At 67.9% G+C, this 18465-nt stretch carries 17 protein-coding genes; 7 read left to right on the forward strand and 10 right to left on the reverse strand.

Annotated features, from left to right (window positions below; genetic code table 11):
• Positions 1-6 precede the first annotated feature (6 nt).
• From ACUH78_RS08690 to cueR, 7 genes are all read left to right on the forward strand, one after another.
• On the forward strand, positions 7-1620 hold the full coding sequence (locus tag ACUH78_RS08690; protein ID WP_418363771.1) for an efflux RND transporter periplasmic adaptor subunit: 1614 nt from the start codon (positions 7-9) through the stop codon (positions 1618-1620).
• Positions 1607-4840 carry an efflux RND transporter permease subunit gene (locus ACUH78_RS08695; protein WP_445333257.1) on the forward strand — a complete coding sequence of 1078 codons (3234 nt, stop codon included), beginning with the start codon at positions 1607-1609 and terminating at the stop codon, positions 4838-4840. Before ACUH78_RS08690 ends, ACUH78_RS08695 begins: the two co-directional genes overlap by 14 nt.
• Positions 4841-5030: 190 nt before the next feature.
• Positions 5031-5567 carry a cytochrome b gene (locus ACUH78_RS08700; RefSeq protein WP_445333258.1) on the forward strand — a complete coding sequence of 179 codons (537 nt, stop codon included), beginning with the start codon at positions 5031-5033 and terminating at the stop codon, positions 5565-5567.
• 45 nt (positions 5568-5612) lie between these two features.
• A complete protein-coding gene (locus ACUH78_RS08705; protein WP_445333259.1) occupies positions 5613-6173 on the forward strand; it encodes a YceI family protein in 561 nt (186 codons plus the stop codon).
• An 82-nt stretch (positions 6174-6255) separates the two neighbouring features.
• Complete coding sequence (locus ACUH78_RS08710) at positions 6256-6834, forward strand: YceI family protein (RefSeq protein ID WP_445333260.1); 579 nt, start codon at positions 6256-6258, stop codon at positions 6832-6834.
• 166 nt (positions 6835-7000) lie between these two features.
• Positions 7001-9532 carry a heavy metal translocating P-type ATPase gene (locus ACUH78_RS08715; RefSeq protein WP_445333261.1) on the forward strand — a complete coding sequence of 844 codons (2532 nt, stop codon included), beginning with the start codon at positions 7001-7003 and terminating at the stop codon, positions 9530-9532.
• Positions 9533-9543: 11 nt separating this feature from the next.
• Positions 9544-9975: a Cu(I)-responsive transcriptional regulator gene (cueR, locus tag ACUH78_RS08720; RefSeq protein WP_445333262.1), complete on the forward strand. Its 432-nt coding sequence runs from the start codon at positions 9544-9546 to the stop codon at positions 9973-9975.
• Here cueR and ACUH78_RS08725 read toward each other — a convergent pair.
• The 10 genes from ACUH78_RS08725 to ACUH78_RS08770 all read right to left on the reverse strand — a co-directional run bounded on the left by ACUH78_RS08725 (position 9963) and on the right by ACUH78_RS08770 (position 18425).
• Positions 9963-11090, reverse strand: a complete 1128-nt coding sequence (locus tag ACUH78_RS08725) for an aminotransferase class V-fold PLP-dependent enzyme (protein ID WP_445333263.1) — start codon at positions 11088-11090, stop codon at positions 9963-9965. The genes cueR and ACUH78_RS08725 overlap by 13 nt on opposite strands.
• A 158-nt stretch (positions 11091-11248) precedes the next feature.
• The gene (locus tag ACUH78_RS08730) at positions 11249-11683 is read right to left on the reverse strand and encodes a DUF1841 family protein (RefSeq protein ID WP_418363396.1); all 435 of its coding nucleotides are present in this window, start codon (positions 11681-11683) and stop codon (positions 11249-11251) included.
• Between the two features lie 94 nt (positions 11684-11777).
• Positions 11778-12410 (reverse strand): endonuclease III, encoded by a 633-nt coding sequence (nth, locus tag ACUH78_RS08735; protein ID WP_435751407.1) that lies wholly within the window; start codon positions 12408-12410, stop codon positions 11778-11780.
• Between the two features lie 17 nt (positions 12411-12427).
• Positions 12428-13141, reverse strand: a complete 714-nt coding sequence (locus ACUH78_RS08740; RefSeq protein WP_435751392.1) for an electron transport complex subunit E — start codon at positions 13139-13141, stop codon at positions 12428-12430.
• Positions 13142-13143: 2 nt separating this feature from the next.
• The gene (locus tag ACUH78_RS08745; protein WP_418363394.1) at positions 13144-13812 is read right to left on the reverse strand and encodes an RnfABCDGE type electron transport complex subunit G; all 669 of its coding nucleotides are present in this window, start codon (positions 13810-13812) and stop codon (positions 13144-13146) included.
• Positions 13809-14825 (reverse strand): RnfABCDGE type electron transport complex subunit D, encoded by a 1017-nt coding sequence (locus ACUH78_RS08750; RefSeq protein ID WP_445333264.1) that lies wholly within the window; start codon positions 14823-14825, stop codon positions 13809-13811. The genes ACUH78_RS08745 and ACUH78_RS08750 overlap by 4 nt, the downstream gene beginning before the upstream one ends.
• Before the next feature lie 7 nt (positions 14826-14832).
• Complete coding sequence (rsxC, locus tag ACUH78_RS08755) at positions 14833-16572, reverse strand: electron transport complex subunit RsxC (RefSeq protein ID WP_445333265.1); 1740 nt, start codon at positions 16570-16572, stop codon at positions 14833-14835.
• Positions 16569-17120, reverse strand: coding sequence for an electron transport complex subunit RsxB (gene rsxB, locus ACUH78_RS08760; RefSeq protein WP_418363391.1), 552 nt, complete (start codon positions 17118-17120; stop codon positions 16569-16571). The genes rsxC and rsxB overlap by 4 nt, the downstream gene beginning before the upstream one ends.
• A 13-nt stretch (positions 17121-17133) precedes the next feature.
• Positions 17134-17718 carry an electron transport complex subunit RsxA gene (gene rsxA, locus ACUH78_RS08765; RefSeq protein ID WP_418363390.1) on the reverse strand — a complete coding sequence of 195 codons (585 nt, stop codon included), beginning with the start codon at positions 17716-17718 and terminating at the stop codon, positions 17134-17136.
• A 158-nt stretch (positions 17719-17876) separates the two neighbouring features.
• Positions 17877-18425: an NUDIX hydrolase gene (locus ACUH78_RS08770; RefSeq protein ID WP_418363389.1), complete on the reverse strand. Its 549-nt coding sequence runs from the start codon at positions 18423-18425 to the stop codon at positions 17877-17879.
• Positions 18426-18465 lie beyond the last annotated feature (40 nt).

Consider the following 18465-nt stretch of genomic DNA (forward strand, 5'->3'; position numbering starts at 1 on the left):
GTCGCCATGCTGGCGCTGCTACTTTCACTGTCGGGCGTTGCTGTGCTGGCCTACTGGGCGGGGAGCAGCGGCCTGGCCGACGGCGTACTGCCGTCTGCGCTCGAACCGGATGCGTCCGCTGTGGGTGTCCAGGCAGGTTCGGAGTCGGCTGCAGCGCCAGTTGCCGGGCAGCCCGGTGAGCGCCAGATCCTGTACTACCGCAACCCCATGGGCCTGCCCGACACCTCGCCGGTGCCGAAGAAGGATTCGATGGGCATGGATTACATCCCGGTCTATGCCGACGAAGCGCAGGACGACGCCGGCGTGGTGCGGGTGAGCCCGGCGCGCATGCAGACCCTGGGCGTGCGCACCGCCGAGGTCATGCGCGGCGCGCTCGACGGCGTGCTGCGCGCCGCGGGCCGCATCGAGATCGACGAGCGCGCGCAGGTGGTGGTGGCGCCGCGTTTCGAGGGCTGGATCGAGCGCCTGCATGTCAACGCCGTGGGCGACGTCGTGCGCCGCGGTCAGCCGATGGCCACCGCGTGGAGCCCGGCGCTGCAGACGGCCGGCGAGGAGGTGCGCATCGCCGAACGCCTGCTGCAGGACAGCGCCGCTGACACCGAGGCCCGCGCCGCCGCGTCGCGGCTGGCCGACGCTGCCCGCGCACGGCTCGCCAACCTGCAGGTCGCCGGCCAGACCGGTGCGCGCCAGACCGTGCACGCGCCTGCCGACGGCATCGTGCTCGAACGCCTGGCCACCCAGGGCGCACGTTTCATGGCGGGTGAGGCGCTGTTCCGCATCGCCGATCTGTCGCGGGTGTGGGTGATCGCCGAGGTGTATGAGCGCGACCTCGCCCGTGTGCAGCCGGGCGATGCGGTAGAGGTGAAGGTGGACGCCGTCCCCGGGCGCAGCTTTGCCGGCCGGGTGGGTTACGTGTATCCGACCCTGAATGCCGGGACGCGCAGCACGCCGGTACGCGTCGAGCTCGACAACCCGGAGGGCCTGCTGCGCCCGGGCATGTTCGCCCAGCTCGATTTCGCCCCCGGCGCCAGCCGCGAGGGCCTGCTGCTGCCGGCATCGGCGGTGATCGACGATGGCGAGCGCCGCGTCGTGCTGCGCGCGCTCGGCGAAGGGCACTTCGAGCCGGTGGCGGTGCGCCTGGGCGAGCGCGGACGCACGTTCGTCGAGGTGCTCGACGGCGTGGCGGCGGGCGACCGCGTGGTGGTGTCGGCCAACTTCCTGATCGACTCCGAGAGCCAGCTCCGTGCCGCGCTCGCCGGGTTGAGTGATGCGCCGCAGGATTACCCCGCATACGAGGTCGAAGGCGTGTTCGAGGAGGCCTTCGCGGACGGGATCAGCCTGTCGCACGAGCCGATCCCCACGCTCGGCTGGCCGGAAATGACCATGGATTTCGGCCTCGCCGACCCGGCGCTGGTCGAGGGCCTGGAAGCGGGCGCACCGATCCGCTTCCGCTTCGAGGACCGCGGGCCGGGTGAGTACGTGGTGACGCGCATCGAGCGCCTTGCGCACCCGCCCGGATCGGGCGCAGGCGCTGCAGCGCCGGCCAACGCCAACGCCAACGCCAACGCCAACGCAGGCGCCGACACCAACGCCGGCGGACACGACCATGCCGGGCACTGAGCGCGCAGACGACGCCCTGGTCGGGTCGCGGGCAGGGCAGGCGGGCGGTGCTGCGCCCGACGCCGGCTGGCTCGATCGCCTCATCGACTGGTCGGCGCGCAACGCCTTCCTGGTGCTGCTGGCCACCGCCTTCCTGATCGGCGGCGGCCTCTACGCGATCAAGCACACCCCGCTCGACGCGCTGCCCGACCTGTCCGACGTGCAGGTGATCGTCTACACCGACTACCCCGGCCAGGCGCCGCAGGTGGTCGAGGACCAGGTCACCTATCCGCTCACGACCGCGATGCTGGCGGTGCCCAAGGCGCGGGTGGTGCGCGGCTTCTCGATGTTCGGCGCGTCCTACGTGTACGTGATCTTCGAGGACGGCACCGACCTCTACTGGGCGCGCTCGCGCGTGCTCGAATACCTCAGCACCGCCGCCGCGCGCCTGCCCGCCGGCGTGGCGCCGCAGATCGGGCCCGACGCTACCGGCGTGGGCTGGGTGTACCAGTACGCCATCGCCGGCAAGGACCTGTCGCTCGCCGACACGCGCAGCATCCAGGACTGGTACCTGCGCTACCCGCTGACCCAGGCCGAGGGCGTGGCCGAAGTGGCGAGCGTGGGCGGCTTCGTGCGCGAGTACCAGGTCACCGTCGACCCCTACCGGCTGGCCGGCTACGGCATCGCGCTCGACGAGGTCGGGCGGGCGATCCGCGAGTCCAACCGCGACGTCGGCGGCCGCGTCATCGAGCTTGCCGAGCGCGAGTACATGGTGCGCGGCCGCGGCTACCTGCGCAGCGTGGCCGACATCGAGGACATCGTGCTCAAGCTGGATGCCAGCGGCACCGGCACCCCGGTGCGGGTGGCCGACATCGGCCGTGTCGAGCTCGTGCCGGCCGAACGCCGCGGCATCGCCGAGCTCAACGGTGAGGGCGAGGTGGCCTCGGGCATCGTCATGGCGCGCTTCGGCGAGAACGCGCTCGAGGTGATCGCCAACGTCAAGGCGCGCATCGCCGAGATTGCCCCCGGCTTGCCGGAGGGCGCGGAGATCGTGCCGGTCTATGACCGCTCGACGCTGATCGAGCGCGCGATCGAGAACCTCAAATGGACGCTCTTCGAGGAAAGCCTGATCGTCGCCGCGGTGTGCATCGTCTTCCTGCTCCATGTGCGCAGCGCGCTGGTGGCGATCGTGACCCTGCCGCTGGGCATCCTGGTGGCCTTCATCGGCATGCAGGCGCTGGGCATCGGCTCGAACATCATGAGCCTGGGCGGCATCGCGATCGCGATCGGGGCGATGGTGGACGCCGCGATCGTGATGATCGAGAACGCCCACAAGCGGCTCGAGACCCTGCGCGCGGACGCCAGCGCGGCCGAGCGCGCCGCAGTGCTGATCCACGCCTGTCGCGAGGTCGGGCCGGCGCTGTTCTTCTCGCTGCTGATCATCACTGTGTCCTTCCTGACGGTGTTCACGCTCGAAGGGCAGGAGGGCCGGCTGTTCTCGCCGCTGGCGTGGACCAAGACGCTCGCCATGGCGGGCGCCGCCTTCCTTTCGGTGACGCTGGTGCCGGTGCTGATGCTGTTCTTCGTGCGCGGCCGGATCGTCCCCGAGCATCGCAACCCGCTCAACCGCGTGCTGATCTGGCTCTACCGCCCGGTGATCGCGCTGGTGATGCGCTTCAAGCTCACCACCGTGCTGCTCGCGCTGGTGGCGATGGGGGTGACGCTGATTCCGGCGCGCCAGCTCGGCAGCGAGTTCATGCCCACGCTCAACGAGGGCGCGATCTTCTACATGCCGGCGGGGCTGCCCGGCATGTCGGTGACCGAGGCCGGGCGCCTGCTCGCCACCACCAACCGCATCCTGAAGACCTTCCCCGAGGTGGAGTCGGTGTATGGCAAGGCCGGCCGCGCCAACACCGCCACCGACCCCGCGCCGCTGGAAATGTTCGAGACCGTCATCAACCTCAAGCCCCAGGACCAGTGGCGTCCCGGGATGACGGTGGACGCGCTGATCACCGAGATGGACGCCGCGGTGAAGTTTCCCGGTCTGGCCAACTCGTGGACCATGCCGATCAAGGCGCGCATCGACATGCTCAGCACCGGCATCCGCACGCCGGTGGGGGTGAAGGTGTTCGGCCAGGACCTCGACACCCTGGAGCAACTGGCGAAGGCGGTCGAGGCCGCGGTGCGCGACGTGCCGGGCGCCTCCAGCGCCTACGCCGAGCGCGTGGCCGGCGGCTACTACGTCGATATCGAGCCGCGCCGCGAGCAGCTTGCGCGCCACGGCCTCACCATCGATGCCCTGCAGATGACGGTTGCCACCGCGCTCGGCGGCGAGGCGGTGACCACCACCGTCGAGGGCCTGGAGCGCTACAACGTCAGCGTGCGCTACCCGCGTGCGCTGCGTGAGAACCCCGAGCGCATCGCCGCCCAGGTGCTGGTGCCGACCCGGCTCGGCCCGGTGCCCCTTGGCCAGCTCGCCGAGGTGAAGCTGACCCGCGGCGCCCCGGCGATCCGCACCGAGAACGCCGCGCTCGTCGCCTACGTCTATGTGGATACGCGTGAAGCCGACATCGGCCGCTTCGTCGAGCGCGCCCAGCGTGCGGTGGCCGAGCAGGTGCGCTTCCCGCCCGGTTACTACGCGGTGTGGAGCGGGCAGTTCGAGTACATGGAGCGCGCCAAGGAAAAGCTCGCCATCGTCGTGCCACTGACGCTGGCGCTGATCTTCTTGCTGCTCTACCTCAACTTCCGCCGCCTCACCGAGACCTTCATCGTGATGCTGTCGGTGCCCTTCGCGCTCATCGGCGGGGTGTGGCTGATGTGGTGGATGGGCTACCAGATGAGCGTGGCGGTGGCGGTGGGCTTCATTGCGCTCGCCGGCGTGGCTGCCGAGACCGGCGTGATCATGCTGATCTACCTGGACCAGGCCTGGGCGCGCATCCGCGCCGAGCGTGCCGCGCAGGGCGAGACGCCGGGCGTGGCGGACCTCTACGCCGCGGTGATGGAGGGCGCCGTCGAGCGTGTGCGGCCCAAGATGATGACCGTGATCACTGTCATTCTCGGCCTGCTGCCGGTGCTCTACGGCACCGGCACGGGCAGCGAGGTCATGAGCCGCATCGCGGCGCCGATGGTCGGTGGCATGGTGTCCTCCACCGTGCTGACCCTGGTGGTGATCCCGGTGCTGTATGCGCTGGCGAAGCAGTGGGGGTTGGGGCGGGGAGGCGCCACGCGCGTGGATCGTTGATCGAGGGCGCTGCCAGGGCAGGTTTTGGTCGAGTTTATGTGATCAATGGCATCAGAAAATACTGATTGTTGCATTGATCGGGATAAACCTTTGTCGAAAACCGCCTTTTTCCCGTCGCCATGAGTGACTAGAGTTCATGCATGGATAGCGCGGGGATGAGACCCCGCGGATCGATCGAGGAACCCTGCTCATGAACACGCACTACACCACCACCGCGAAGACGCTGCACTGGCTGCTGGCCGTGCTGATCTTCGGCATGCTCGGGCTGGGCTTTTACATGACCGGGCTGGATCTCTCCCCGGCCAAGCTGCAGTTGTATTCGTGGCACAAGTGGGTGGGTGTCAGCGTGTTCCTGCTCGTCTTGTTGCGCGTGGCCTGGCGTGTAAGCCACCACCCGCCGCCACTTCCCTTGCACATGGGGCCGCTCGAACGCTTCGCTGCGCATGCGGGCCACTTCCTGTTGTACGTGTTGATGTTCGCGATCCCGCTGACCGGCTGGCTGATGAGCTCGGCCAAGGGCTTCCAGACCGTCTGGTTCGGGGTGCTGCCGCTGCCCGATCTGCTGTCCAGGGACAAGGCGCTCGGCGATCTGCTGCAGTCGGTGCATGCAAGCCTGAACCTGTTGTTGATCGCGACGCTGCTTGCGCATGTCGGTGCTTCGCTCAAGCACCACTTCATCGACAAGGACGACGTGCTGACCCGAATGTTGCGCCAGCGCGCGGACTGAGCTGGACGGCTGTCCCCTCCAAACGATCATCAAAGGACTGACATCATGAAACGCATCGCACTTGCCCTGTTTTCGACCCTCGCCATCGCTACCTCGGGGGCTCATGCGGTGGAGTACAACCAGGTGCAGGCCGAAAAGAGCCAGATCGGCTTTGGCTACCAGCAGATGGGCGTGTCGATGGAGGGCGCTTTCAGACAGTTCTCGAGCCAGTTGCGCTTCGATCCTGCGGCGCCGGAGGCATCGAGCGCCTTGATCGAAGTCGCGCTCGCCAGCATCGACACCGGCAGCGAAGAAGGCGATGAGGAGGCCGCACGCAAGACCTGGTTCAACACCCAGGACTTTCCGTCCGCCCGTTTCGAATCCACCGCAGTCAGGGCGCTCGGCGCGGACCAGTACGAGGTTGCGGGCAAGCTGACGATCAAGGGGACGACCCGGGACGTGGTCGTTCCCGCACGCTTCACGCCTCAGGGCGAGACCGGCGTGTTCGAAGGCAGCCTCACTATCCAGCGCGGTGACTTCTCGATCGGCGAGGGCGCCTGGAGGGCCTTCGACGTGGTCGCCAACGAGGTCGTGATCCGGTTCCGCATCGTTGCGGCGACCCAGTGAACCGCGTGTCCATTGCGTGCGCAGAGCAACGCGAACCCCAACCCCAACCCCAACCCCAAACCAACCCAGAGAGGATAGAACCATGAACCGTTTCGCCCGATTTTCCGCTGCCCTGATCGTCTCCGTCGCTGCCGCTTCGCCGGTACTGGCGGCGCCCGAAACCTACACCATCGATTCCACGCACACGTTCCCGAGTTTCTCCTACAGCCACTTCGGTATGTCCACCCAGGTGTCGAAGTTCGACAAGACCTCCGGCACCGTCACCCTGGACAAGGCGGCCAAGACCGGCGCGGTCGACATCACCATCGACATGACCTCGGTGAACACGGGCTACGCGACCTTCAACGAGCACATCCAGGGCGAGGACTTCCTCGATACTGCCAAGCATCCGACCGCCACCTTCAAGTCGACCCAGGTCACTTTCGATGGTGACAAGCCAGTCACGATCGATGGTGAACTGACCATCAAGGGGGTGACCCGGCCCGTGACACTGACCGTGAACCACTTCGCCACCATGCCGCACCCGATGCTGAAGAAGGACGCCATCGGCGCCAACGCCAGCGCCGTGATCAAGCGCAGCGAGTTCAACGCCGGCAAGTACGCACCCAACGTAGGGGACGAGGTGACGATCACCGTTTCGCTCGAGGCGATTCGAAACTGAGCGTGCCGAGGGCTTGCGGCCCGGGCAGGCAGGGGCCACCCGGGCCGCAGCTTCGTTGAGATCCGGAGAACCCCGATCGGCGCTGGCGCGGCTGCGTGCTTGACCTTCCTATCTTGGCAAGGTTTACAGTGTGGGCATCTTTCTGAACGCCCGGGAAGGACCCGCCATGAATACGAGCACTGCCGCGCCCGCCAAGGGCGTCGAGCGCACCCTGAACATCGCCGGCATGAACTGCGCCTCTTGCGTGGCACATGTCGAAAAGGCTTTGCTGAAAGTCGAGGGCGTGCAGGCGGCGAGCGTGAATCTGGCCACCGAGGCGGCAAGCGTGCGCGCGCCGGCCTCGGTGCCGCTGTCGGTGCTGATCGCTGCGGTGGAGAAGGCCGGTTATGCGGTGCGGCGCGACAGGCTGGAACTCGACATCGAGGGCATGAGCTGCGCAGCGTGCGTGGGCCGTGTCGAGAAGGTGCTGCAGCGCGTGCCGGGCGTGGTGACGGCGAACGTGAACCTGGCGGCACGCAAGGCGCACGTCGAGCTCGCCGGCGGCGTACCGACGGCGGCCTTGGTGGCCGCGGTGCAGAAGGCGGGCTTCGGTGCGCGCCCGGCGAACGAGGTGAGCGAGGACGCGCGTGAAGCCGATGCTGCGGCCGAAGTGTCCGCGCTGCGGCGCGCGGTGTGGATCGCGCTTGCGCTCACCCTGCCGGTGTTCGTGCTCGAGATGGGCTCGCACCTGATCCCCGGCATGCACGATTGGGTGATGGCCACGATCGGTCACCGCGAGAGCTGGCTGTTGCAGTTCGTGCTCACGAGCGCGGTGATGTTTGGACCGGGGCTGCGCTTCTTCCGCAAGGGCGTGCCTTCCCTGCTGCGCGGCGCGCCCGACATGAATGCGCTGGTGGCGGTGGGCACTACGGCGGCCTGGGGCTATTCGGTGGTGGCCCTGTTCGCGCCCGGATTGCTGCCGGCGGGCACGGTCAATGTGTATTTCGAGGCCGCGGCGGTGATCATCACCCTGATCCTGATCGGCCGCCTGCTCGAAGCGCGCGCACGCGGCAAGACCAGCGACGCGATCCGCCGCCTGATGCGCATCCAGCCGCGCACCGCGCGGGTGCGCAGGGGCGGGCTGGCAGGTGCAGAGGTGGTGGAGATTCCGATCGCCGAGGTGGCGGTGGGCGACGTGGTCGAGGTGCGCCCCGGCGAGAAGGTGGCGGTCGATGGCGAGGTGGTCGAGGGGGCTTCGTTTGTCGACGAGTCGATGATCACCGGCGAGCCGGTGCCGGTGGAGAAGCGCGCGGGCGCGACCGTGGTCGGCGGTACGCTCAACGCCCGTGGCGCCTTCGCCTTCCGCGCCACGCGGGTCGGGGCGGACACGGTGCTGGCGCAGATCATCCGCATGGTCGAGGCGGCGCAGGGCGCCAAGCTGCCGATCCAGGCCATGGTCGACAGGGTCACCATGGTGTTCGTGCCGGTGGTGATGGCGCTGGCGGCACTCGCCTTCCTCGCCTGGCTGCTGTTCGGCGCGGTCTGGCTGCCGGCGGATGTGCCGGTGCTGACCTTCGCGCTGGTGAATGCGGTGGCGGTGCTGATCGTCGCCTGCCCATGCGCGATGGGGCTGGCGACGCCAACCTCGATCATGGTCGCCACCGGGCGCGCGGCACAGATGGGCGTGCTGTTCCGCAAGGGCGACGCGCTGCAGCTGCTGCGCGATGCGGCCGTGGTGGCGGTGGACAAGACCGGCACGCTCACCGTGGGCAAGCCGCAGCTCACCGACCTGGTGGTGGCCGAGGGCTTCGCGCGTGCGGACGTGCTGGCGCGGGTGGCAGCGGTGGAGCGTGCTTCCGAGCATCCGATCGCCGAGGCCATCGTTGCCGCTGCGCGCGCGGATGGGCTGGACATCGCGGCCACCGAGGGCTTCGAAGCGGAGGCTGGCTACGGCGTGCGCGCGATGGTCGCCGGGCTGCGCGTCGAGGTTGGCGCCGACCGCCTGATGCGCCGGCTTGGGCTGGAGGTCGATGTGTTCGCCGACACCGCGGCTCGCCTCGCCGACGAGGGCAAGTCGCCGCTCTACGCCGCGATCGACGGTCGCCTGGCGGCCATCCTCGCGGTGGCCGATCCGCTCAAGCCGACCTCGGTGGCGGCGGTGCAGGCGCTGCATGCGCTGGGCCTGAAGGTGGCGATGATCACCGGCGACAACGAACGCACCGCGCGCGCGATTGCGCGCCAGGCCGGGATCGACGAGGTGATCGCGGAGGTGCTGCCCGACGGCAAGGTGGCGGCGCTGCGCAGGCTGGCTGGGCGCGGTGAGGATGGGGAGGCGGCCGGCCGCCGCATCGCCTTCGTCGGCGACGGCATCAACGACGCGCCCGCGCTCGCCGAAGCCGATGTCGGCATCGCGATCGGCACCGGCACCGATGTGGCGATCGAGAGCGCCGATGTGGTGCTGATGTCGGGCGACCTGATGGGCGTTCCGCGCGCGATCGCGTTGTCGCGCGCCACCATGCGCAACATCGGCCAGAACCTGTTCTGGGCCTTCGCCTACAACAGCGCGCTGATCCCGCTCGCCGCGGGGGCCTTCTACCCGGCCTTCGGGCTATTGCTGTCGCCGGTTTTCGCCGCGGCGGCGATGTCGATGTCGAGCGTGTTCGTGCTCGGCAACGCGCTGAGGCTGCGTCGCTTCGGCGCCGAGGCGGCGGCGGGCTGAGGGGGCGAGTCATGATGAACATCAGCAAGGCCGCCACCGCATCGGGCGTGTCGGCGAAGATGATTCGCTACTACGAGTCGATCGGTCTGCTTCCGGCTGCGCGGCGCACCGACTCCGGCTACCGCACATACGCCGACGAGGCGGTGCATGTGTTGCGCTTCATCCGCCGTGCGCGTGATCTCGGCTTCTCGGTGGCGGACATCGGCGAACTGCTCGCGCTGTGGCGCGATCAGGGGCGGGCGAGCGCGGACGTGAAGCGCATCGCGCTAGGGCATGTCTCCGCGCTCGAACGCAAGATTGCGGAACTGCAGGGGATGGTGGATACGCTGCGCACGCTCGCTGCGCATTGCCACGGCGATGCTCGCCCGGACTGCCCGATCCTGGCGGACCTGGATGCGGGCGGTGTCGGGCGTGCGTGCTGCGGCACCGATCAGGCGAGCTGATCGAGCGCTTTCTCGAGCGTGGTGACGCTGCGCTCGATATGGTGCAGCTTGTCGAGGCCGAAGAGGCCGACGCGGAAGGCCTTGTAGTCGGGGCGCTCGTCGAGCGCGAGCGGCACGCCGGCAGCGACCTGCAGACCGGCTGCGGCGAACTTGGCGCCGGTCTTGATGCCGTCGTCGGCCGTGAAGCTCACCACCACCCCGGGGGCCTGGAAGCCGGCGGCGGCCACGCTGGTGAAGCCGCGTGCCTCGAGCAGGGCGCGCACGCGGCGACCGAGCTCAAGCTGCTCTTCCTTGACCTTGTCGAAGCCATAGGCCTTGGTTTCGCGCATCACGTTGCGCAGCGTCACCAGGCCGTCGGTGGGCATGGTGGCGTGGTAGGCGTGGGCGCCGCCCTCGTAGGCTTCCATGATCTGCAGCCACTTCTTGAGGTCGCATGCGAAGCTCGTGCTGGTGGTGCCCTCGATGCGCTCGCGTGCGGCGGCGCTGAGCATCACCATCGCGCAGCAGGGCGAGGCGCTCCAGCCCTTCTGCGGCGCGCTCACCAGCACGTCGACGCCGACGGCGTCCATATCCACCCACACGGTGCCCGATGCGATGCAGTCGAGCACGAACAGGCCGCCGACCTCATGGGTGGCGTCGGCCACCGCGCGCAGGTAGTCGTCGGGCAGCATCATGCCGGCCGAGGTTTCGACGTGCGGCGCGAACACCACGTCGGGGCGGTGCTGGCGGATGGCGGCAATGACCTCTTCGATCGGCGCCGGGATGAAGGGTGCCTGCGCCTCGGCGCGTACCTGGCGCGCCTTGAGCACCACGGATTCGGCGGGGATGTTCCCCATCTCGAAGATCTGCGTCCAGCGGTAGCTGAACCAGCCGTTGCGGATCACCAGGGTCTTCTTGCCGGTGGCGAACTGGCGCGCCACCGCTTCCATGCCGAAGGTGCCGCTACCCGGGACGATGGCGACGGCGTGGGCGCGATAGACCGTCTTCAGCGTCGCGGACAGCTCGCGCATGACGCCCTGGAAGGCCTGCGACATGTGGTTGAGCGAGCGATCGGTGTAGACCACCGAGTATTCGAGCAGGCCATCGGGATCGACGTTGGACAGCAGACCGGGCATGGAAACCTCCTGGGGAGCGGGGATTCTTCGAGGAAAACGGGGTGGGGCAAAGGACCGGGGGTAAGGCACCGCGGCCAGCCTGTGCGGCGGCGGTGCATTGGCCCCAAAGCGGTCATTCTAGCGCTTCGCGCGACTTGCGGGCGACGCGGTGCGGAGCCTCAGAGCGCTAGTCCGGCACGCTTGCGCAGGGCAGCGACGTAGGCCGCGCCATCGGGGGGGGTGTTGTTGCGCTGGGCGTTGAACAGCATCTCGCCCAGGCATTCGAGCGCGTCGTGCATGGCCTGGTGGCGATCCCCGCGGTGTGCGCAGGCGGCTTCGAAGGCGGCGCGGATGCCAGGGGGCTGGTCGATCGAGAGCTGCTCCTCGATCGCCAGGTGCAGCGACAGGTGGAGGAAGGGATTGACCTGCCCGGCCTCGGGAGGGAAGTCGCGGTCGATCGCGTCCGGGTCCTCGACGATCGGGTGGTACTCGGGGTGCAGCGCGATGATGTCGGCGGCGATGGTTTCCATCGGCGTCAGCACTTCCCGGGCGCGGGCCTTGCGCCAGGTGTCGATGAAGAAGCTGCGCACCTGATCTCGGCTGGGGTTGAACATGTCGTGTCCTCGGTGTCGTGCGCCCTCGGGCGCGGGGGTGTTCTCACGCGGGTGAAGGCTGCGGTCGCGCGACCGTGGGCGCCCGCATGGACCTTCAGTCGGTCTTGTCGCGGCACAGGCACAGGTCGCGCACGATGCATGCGCCACACTTCGGCTTGCGAGCGGTGCATACGTAGCGGCCGTGCAGGATCAGCCAGTGGTGGGCGTCGAGCAGGTAGTCCTTCGGCACGCGCCGCAGCAGCGCCTTCTCGACCTCCAGCACGTCCTTTCCGGGGGCCAGCCCGGTACGGTTGGCGAGGCGGAAGATGTGGGTATCGACCGCCATCGCCGGCTGGCGGAACACGGTGTTCAGCACCACGTTGGCGGTCTTGCGGCCAACGCCGGGCAGGGCTTCGAGCGCCTCGCGTGTCGCCGGCACCTCGCCGCCGTGGCGTTCGAGCAGCAGGTGCGACAGCGCGAGCGTGTTCTTCGCCTTGTTGCGGAACAGGCCAATGGTCTTGATGCACTCGGCGATGCCTTCCTCGCCGAGCGTGACCATGGCCTCGGGGGTGGGCGCGAGCGCGAACAGCTTGCGTGTGGCGAGGTTGACACTCCGGTCAGTGGCCTGCGCCGACAGCACCACTGCCACCAGCAGCTGATAGGGCGAGGCGTACTCGAGCTCGGTCTGCGGGTTCGGGTTGGCCTCGTGCAGGCGGTGGAAAAACGCGCAGATCGCCTCGCGCTTCATCGATGCCATGCGGGGCGCTAACTCGCGGCCGGTTCGGCGCCTTCCTCCGCCTTGGGCGCCGGCGTGGGCGCGGGCGGCGGGTTGCGGCGCGCGCGCGCGGCCAGGCGGGCGTTGATGGCGTTGAAGGCAGCGATCAGCATGCCGAGCGCGAAGAAGGCGCCGGGCGGCAGGATGGCGATCAGGAAGCCGGGATAGTCGTCGCCGAAAACATTGATCGGCGATGCGCCCGGGATCACCATCTCGATGCCCGACAGCAGGGTGCCGGCGCCGAGCAGTTCGCGGATGGCGCCGAGCAGGCCAAGCACCCAGACCAGCCCCAGCCCCATCATGATGCCGTCGAAGGTGGAACTGAGCGGATCGTTCTTGGCGGCGTAGGCCTCGACACGCGCGAGCACGATGCAGTTGGTGACGATGAGCGGGATGAAGATGCCCAGCACCAGGTACAGGTCGTGGAAGAAGGCGTTGAACGTGAGGTCGACCACGGTCACGAGCGCCGCGATGACCAGGATGAACACCGGGATGCGGATCTCGTAGGGGATGAAGTTGCGCAGGGTTGCGATCGCGAGGTTGGCGACCGACATCACCAGGATGGTGGCCAGGCCGAGACTGACCGCGTTCACCGCGCTGGTGCTGATCGCGAGGATCGGGCACAGGCCGAGGAGCTGCGCGAGGCCGGGGTTTTGCTTCCACAGGCCGTTCCAGGCGATTTCGCGGAATGGGTGTGCAGTCATGTTCATTCTCCCAGCGTGCTGCCGGCCGGCGCGGCAAAGAGCGCATCCATGTGCTCGACGGCGAAGGCAGTGGTGCGCCCGGCGGCGCCGACCACCGCGCGTGCACTGATGGTGGCACCGGTGCGATAGCCGAAGGTGCCGCCATCCTTGCGCACCTTCCATTCGGCGGTGTTAACGTCTTTCCAGGTGGCGATGGCGAACTGGCCGATCCAGGGCATGTCCTTGCGGCGGTCCTTCTTCGGGTCGATGTAGTCGCCCAGGCCCGGGGTTTCCTTGTGATGCGTGACGCGCACACCCGTGAGCAGGCCGCTGGTGTGAACCGCGACGATGAGCGAGATCCGTCCTGCGTAGCCGTCGGTGGCCGCACCTTCGATGATGAGTGCGACCGGTTGCCCGTTCCTGCGCGCACGCCACACACGGCCGCCCTGGTCCATGCCGATCTGCGGGGCAGGGCCGAAGCGCACCACGTCTGCGAGCAGGTCGTTGTTGTAGCTGCGCGGGCGCAGAACCTCGTTGATCAGGCGCATCTGGGCTTCCTGGGCGGAGGCCTCGATGGTGGGGCGCGTGAGCTGGTAGGTGGCGGCCATCATCGCGGTGAACAGCAGCGTGAACACCACCATGATCGCGCCGGTGCGAAGGGCTGTGCGAGTCGCCGAGTAGCGAGCGGTCATTTTTTGCCCTCCCGCGGTTCGTGGCGGTGCCCGAACACCTGCGGCTGCGTCTTCATGTCGAGCAGCGGCACGCAGATGTTCATCAGCAGCACCCCGAAGGCGATGCCCTCGGGGTAGGCGCCGAAGTTGCGGATCAGCCATGCGATGAGCGCAATGCCGCCCGCGAACAGCAACTTGCCGCGCGGCGTGGTGGCGCCAGACACCGGATCGGTGACGATGAAAAAGGCCGCAAGCATCGCTCCCCCGGTAGCGAGGTGGAACAGCGGCGAGGCGAAGCTGCCTGGTGCGGCCAGCCAGAAAGTACCGGACACCACCGTCAGGGTGCCGAGGAAGGCCACCGGCATGTGCCAGGTGACGATGCGGGTCGCGAGCAGGAACAGGCCGCCGGCGATGTAGCCGAGCGGCACCCATTCCCAGCCGCGCCCGCCGAGCGCGCCGAAGGCGTCGCCCTTGAGGACCTGTTCTACCGTCTGGGTGCCGGCGCGCAGGCCAGTGCGCAGGGCATCCAGCGCGGTGGCGCCGGTGATGCCGTCGATGTCGCGAGGTCCGCCCAGAATCAGCGAGAGCTGGGTGTCAAAAGGCAGATGGCCGGCGGGCGGCCACTGCGACATCAGGGCCGGGAAGGCGACGATCATCGAGCAGTAGGCGACCATCGCCGGGTTGAAGGGGTTCTGGCCGAGGCCGCCGTAGAGGTGCTTGACGGCGACGATCGCCACCAGCACCGCACTGACCGTCAGCCACCAGGGCACGATCGGCGGGAAGCACAGCGTGACCAGCCAGGCGGTGACCACCGCGGACAGGTCGGTGACCGCGATCTGCACCGGCCGGCGACGCAGCGCCAGCATCAGTGCCTCGGCGGCAACCGCGGTGATGGTGGAGATGGCCAGGTTGACCAGCACGCCGGCGCCGATGTTGATGACGTGTGCGAGGATGCCGGGCACGAGCGCGACCAGCACGAGACCCATCGTGCGTTGCACGCTGACCGGCTTTCGGACGTAGGGAGAATGGATCATTTCGGGCTCACGGGCGGGGCTCGGCGTCGGTCGTGGCGCGCGTTTCGGCGGACTCGGATTCGGGTGCGGCTGCAACTGCGGCCTCCGCGGAGGGCGGCAGCGCGTCTGCGGCTTCGAGCACCTTGCGGCGCGCTTCGATGTCGGCGATTTCGGCCTGTGTCTGCGGGCTGAGGTTGTCGGTGTTCTGCGGCTTGATCTCGGCCTTCTGTGCCTTGGCGCGGGCCAGCGCGGCAGCGATCAGGGCTTTTTTCGGATCTTCGGCCTCGGCGGCAGCCGGTGCGGTCGATGCGCCCGCGGCCGGGTTCTCGGCCAGCTTGGCCCGCGTCTCTGCGGCTTTGGCCGCGAGCTTGGCGGCCTTTTCGGCCTTCTCACGCTCCTGGCGGAAGTTGCGGAACTCGAAGCGCTCGCGTGCCTGATCGGCGGCGGCCTTTTCGCGCTCGCGCGCCCAGATCTCGCTCTTGGCGAAGCGGAAGTAATCGACCAGCGGAATGTGCGCGGGGCAGACGTAGGCACAGCTGCCGCACTCGATGCAGTCGAAGAGGTGGTATTCCTGCGCCTTGCCGAAGTTCTTCGCGCGGCTGAACCAGTACAGCTCGAATGGTTGCAGCTCGGCTGGACAGGCTTTGGCGCATTCGGTGCAGCGGATGCAGGGTTGCTCCGGCGGGGCGGGCGGGAACAGTTTGGGGGACGCGGCGATGATGCAGTTGCTGCCCTTGACCACCGGAACGTCGAGGCGCGGCATGGCAAAGCCCATCATCGGGCCGCCCATGATGTAGCGGTCGGTGTCGGCTTTCGGGTGCGCGAGCGTGAGCAGGTCCTCCACCGGCGTGCCGATCGGGACTTCCCAGTTACCCGGGTTTTTGGCATTGCCGGTAAGGGTGACGATGCGGCTCACCAGTGGCTCGCCGTGCGCGATCGCGCGATACACCGCATGCGCGGTGCCGACGTTGAAGCATTGCACGCCATAGTCGCCGCCGAGCTTGCCGTAGGGGATCTCGATGCCGGTGAGCACGCGGATCAGTTGCTTCTCGCCACCGGCCGGGTAGAGCGCCGGCACGGGCACGATGCGCACCGGACCTGAAGCTGCACCGGCTGCCTGCTGCATCGCGGCGATCGCCTCCGGCTTGTTGTCCTCGATGCCGACCACGAGCTCGCGTGCGCCAATGAGCTCGCGCAGGATGCTCGCGCCGGCGAGGATGTCGGTCGCGCGCTCGCGCATCAGGCGGTCGTCGCAGGTGATCCAGGGTTCGCACTCGGCGCCGTTGAGGATCAGGATCTCGATGCCGGCCCCTTTGCCGAGCTTGACGTGACTCGGGAAGGTTGCGCCGCCCAGACCGACGATGCCGCAGTCGCGCAGCCAGGCGAGCGCCTCGCCACGGCTCGCGTTGTGGTAGTCGAAGGGGGCGAGTTCGACCCACCGGTCTTCGCCGTCGGGCTTGATCACCACGCAGCGGGTGTCCAGTCCGGACGGGTGGGCCATGGGGTAATCGCCGATCTCCAGCACGGTGCCCGAGGTCGGGGCGTGGACCGCGGTGCCGAGCATGCCTTCGGCTTCGCCGATGCGCTCGCCCTTGAGCACCTTCTGGCCGGGTTCGACCATGCATGCGGCGCTGGCGCGCGCGCTCTGGCGAAGGGGAACGATCAGCCGGGCGGGCAGGGGCGCGCGCCGGATTGCCGGCGTGCAGGACTCATTCTTGTGCGCGTCGGGCTTTATGCCACCGTGGAATCTGAACAGTCGCCCGATCATGATGCCTTCCTGATTTCGACCACCGGGTACTTCCATTTCCAGGTCTGTACGGTATCCGGGACGGCGACCATTTCGATACAGTCGACCGGGCAGGGCGCCACGCACAGCTCACAACCGGTGCACAGGGGGCTGACCACCGTGTGCATCTGCTTTGCGGCGCCCACGATGGCATCGACCGGACAGGCCTGGATGCACAGCGTGCAGCCGATGCAGGTCTGCTCGTCGATGACCGCCACCGCCTTGGGTTTCTCGACGCCGTGCTCTTCCGAGAGCGGCTTGAACTCTCGCCCGAGCAGGTCGGCGAGCTTGCGCACGCCTTCCTCTCCCCCCGGTGGGCACTGGTTGATTTCGGCCTCACCCTTGGCGATGGCTTCGGCGTAGGGCTTGCAGCCGGGGTATCCGCATTGGCCGCACTGGGTCTGCGGCAGGATGGCGTCGATCTTCTCGACCAGTGGATCGCCCTCGACACGGAAGCGGATTGCGGCATAACCGAGCACCACGCCGAGCACGATGGCGATACCGGTCATCACGAGGATTGCAGTGAGCATGCTTACGGCGGCCTCAGTGGAAACGATCCAGGCCGGCGAAGCCCATGAAGGCCAGGCTCATGAACCCGGCGGTGATCATCGCGATCGCAGTGCCCTTGAAGGGCAAGGGTACGTCGGCACCGTCCAGGCGCTCGCGGATGCCGGCGAATAGCACCAGCGCGAGCGTGAAGCCGACCGAGGATCCGAATCCGAACAGCAGAGACTCGAGCAGGTTGTGCTTCATGCCGACGTTGAGCAGCGGCACACCGAGTACCGCGCAGTTGGTGGTGATCAGCGGCAGGTAGATGCCCAGCACCTGGTGCAGCAGCGGGCTGGTCTTCTGGATCACGAGCTCGGTGAGCTGGACGATGGCCGCGATGACGACGATGAAGGACAGTGTGCGCAGGTAGGCGAGGTCGAAGGGTTGCAGCAGGTAATGGTCGATCAGGTAGCTCGTGCCGGAGCCTAGGGTGAGCACGAAGGTCGTCGCCGCGCCCATGCCGATTGCGGTCTCGAGCTTCTTCGACACGCCCATGAACGGGCACAGCCCGAGGATACGGACGAGTACGACGTTGTTCACCAGGACGGCGCCGATTACGACGAAGATGTAGCTGGTCATGATCCGCGCGCAGAGTGGGGAAGGGGAAAGGAGGAGTGGGTGAGGTCGGCCTTTTGACTCTGAGCGCGATTATCCTCCGCGCGGCAGGGGGGCTCAACCCTGATGCACTAATAGGTTTATCAGGCAGATTGAGGCCTGTCGCCGGCTGGCTCCGGCACTCAGCGCCATTCGAGCGGTGGCGGCGGCAGGCTGGCGGTGTGTACCTGCCAGCGTCCGGCCCGCCGGTCTTCGAAAAAGTGGCGCAGGCTGAGCGAGATGGAGCGGAAGGCGATCTGCTCCCAGGGGATCTCCTGCTCGGCGAACAGTGCCGTCTCGAGCGACTCTTCCCCGGGGCGGAACTCGGGCTCGATCAGCCGGGCGCGGTAGATGATGTGCACCTGGCTGATGTGCGGAACGTCGATCAGGGTATAGAGTTCGCCCACCTCGATGCGGGCGCAGGCTTCCTCCAGCGTTTCTCGGGCGGCGGCCTGGGCGGTCGTTTCCTCGTTTTCCATGAATCCGGCGGGCAGCGTCCACTTGCCATAGCGGGGTTCGATCGCGCGCCGGCAGAGCAGGACCCGATCCTCCCAGGTTGCCAGCGCGCCGACGACGACTTTGGGGTTCTGGTAGTGGATGGTTCCGCAGTGTTCGCACACGTGGCGAGGGAAGGTGTCGCCGGCCGGAATGCGGAAGGCGACCTGGCTACCGCAGCTCGAACAGTATTTCATGGGCTTGCGCTTGTGAGATTTTCGGCGATTCTAGCCCGCT

Source organism: Thauera sp. ZXT1-4, from assembly GCF_052598215.2.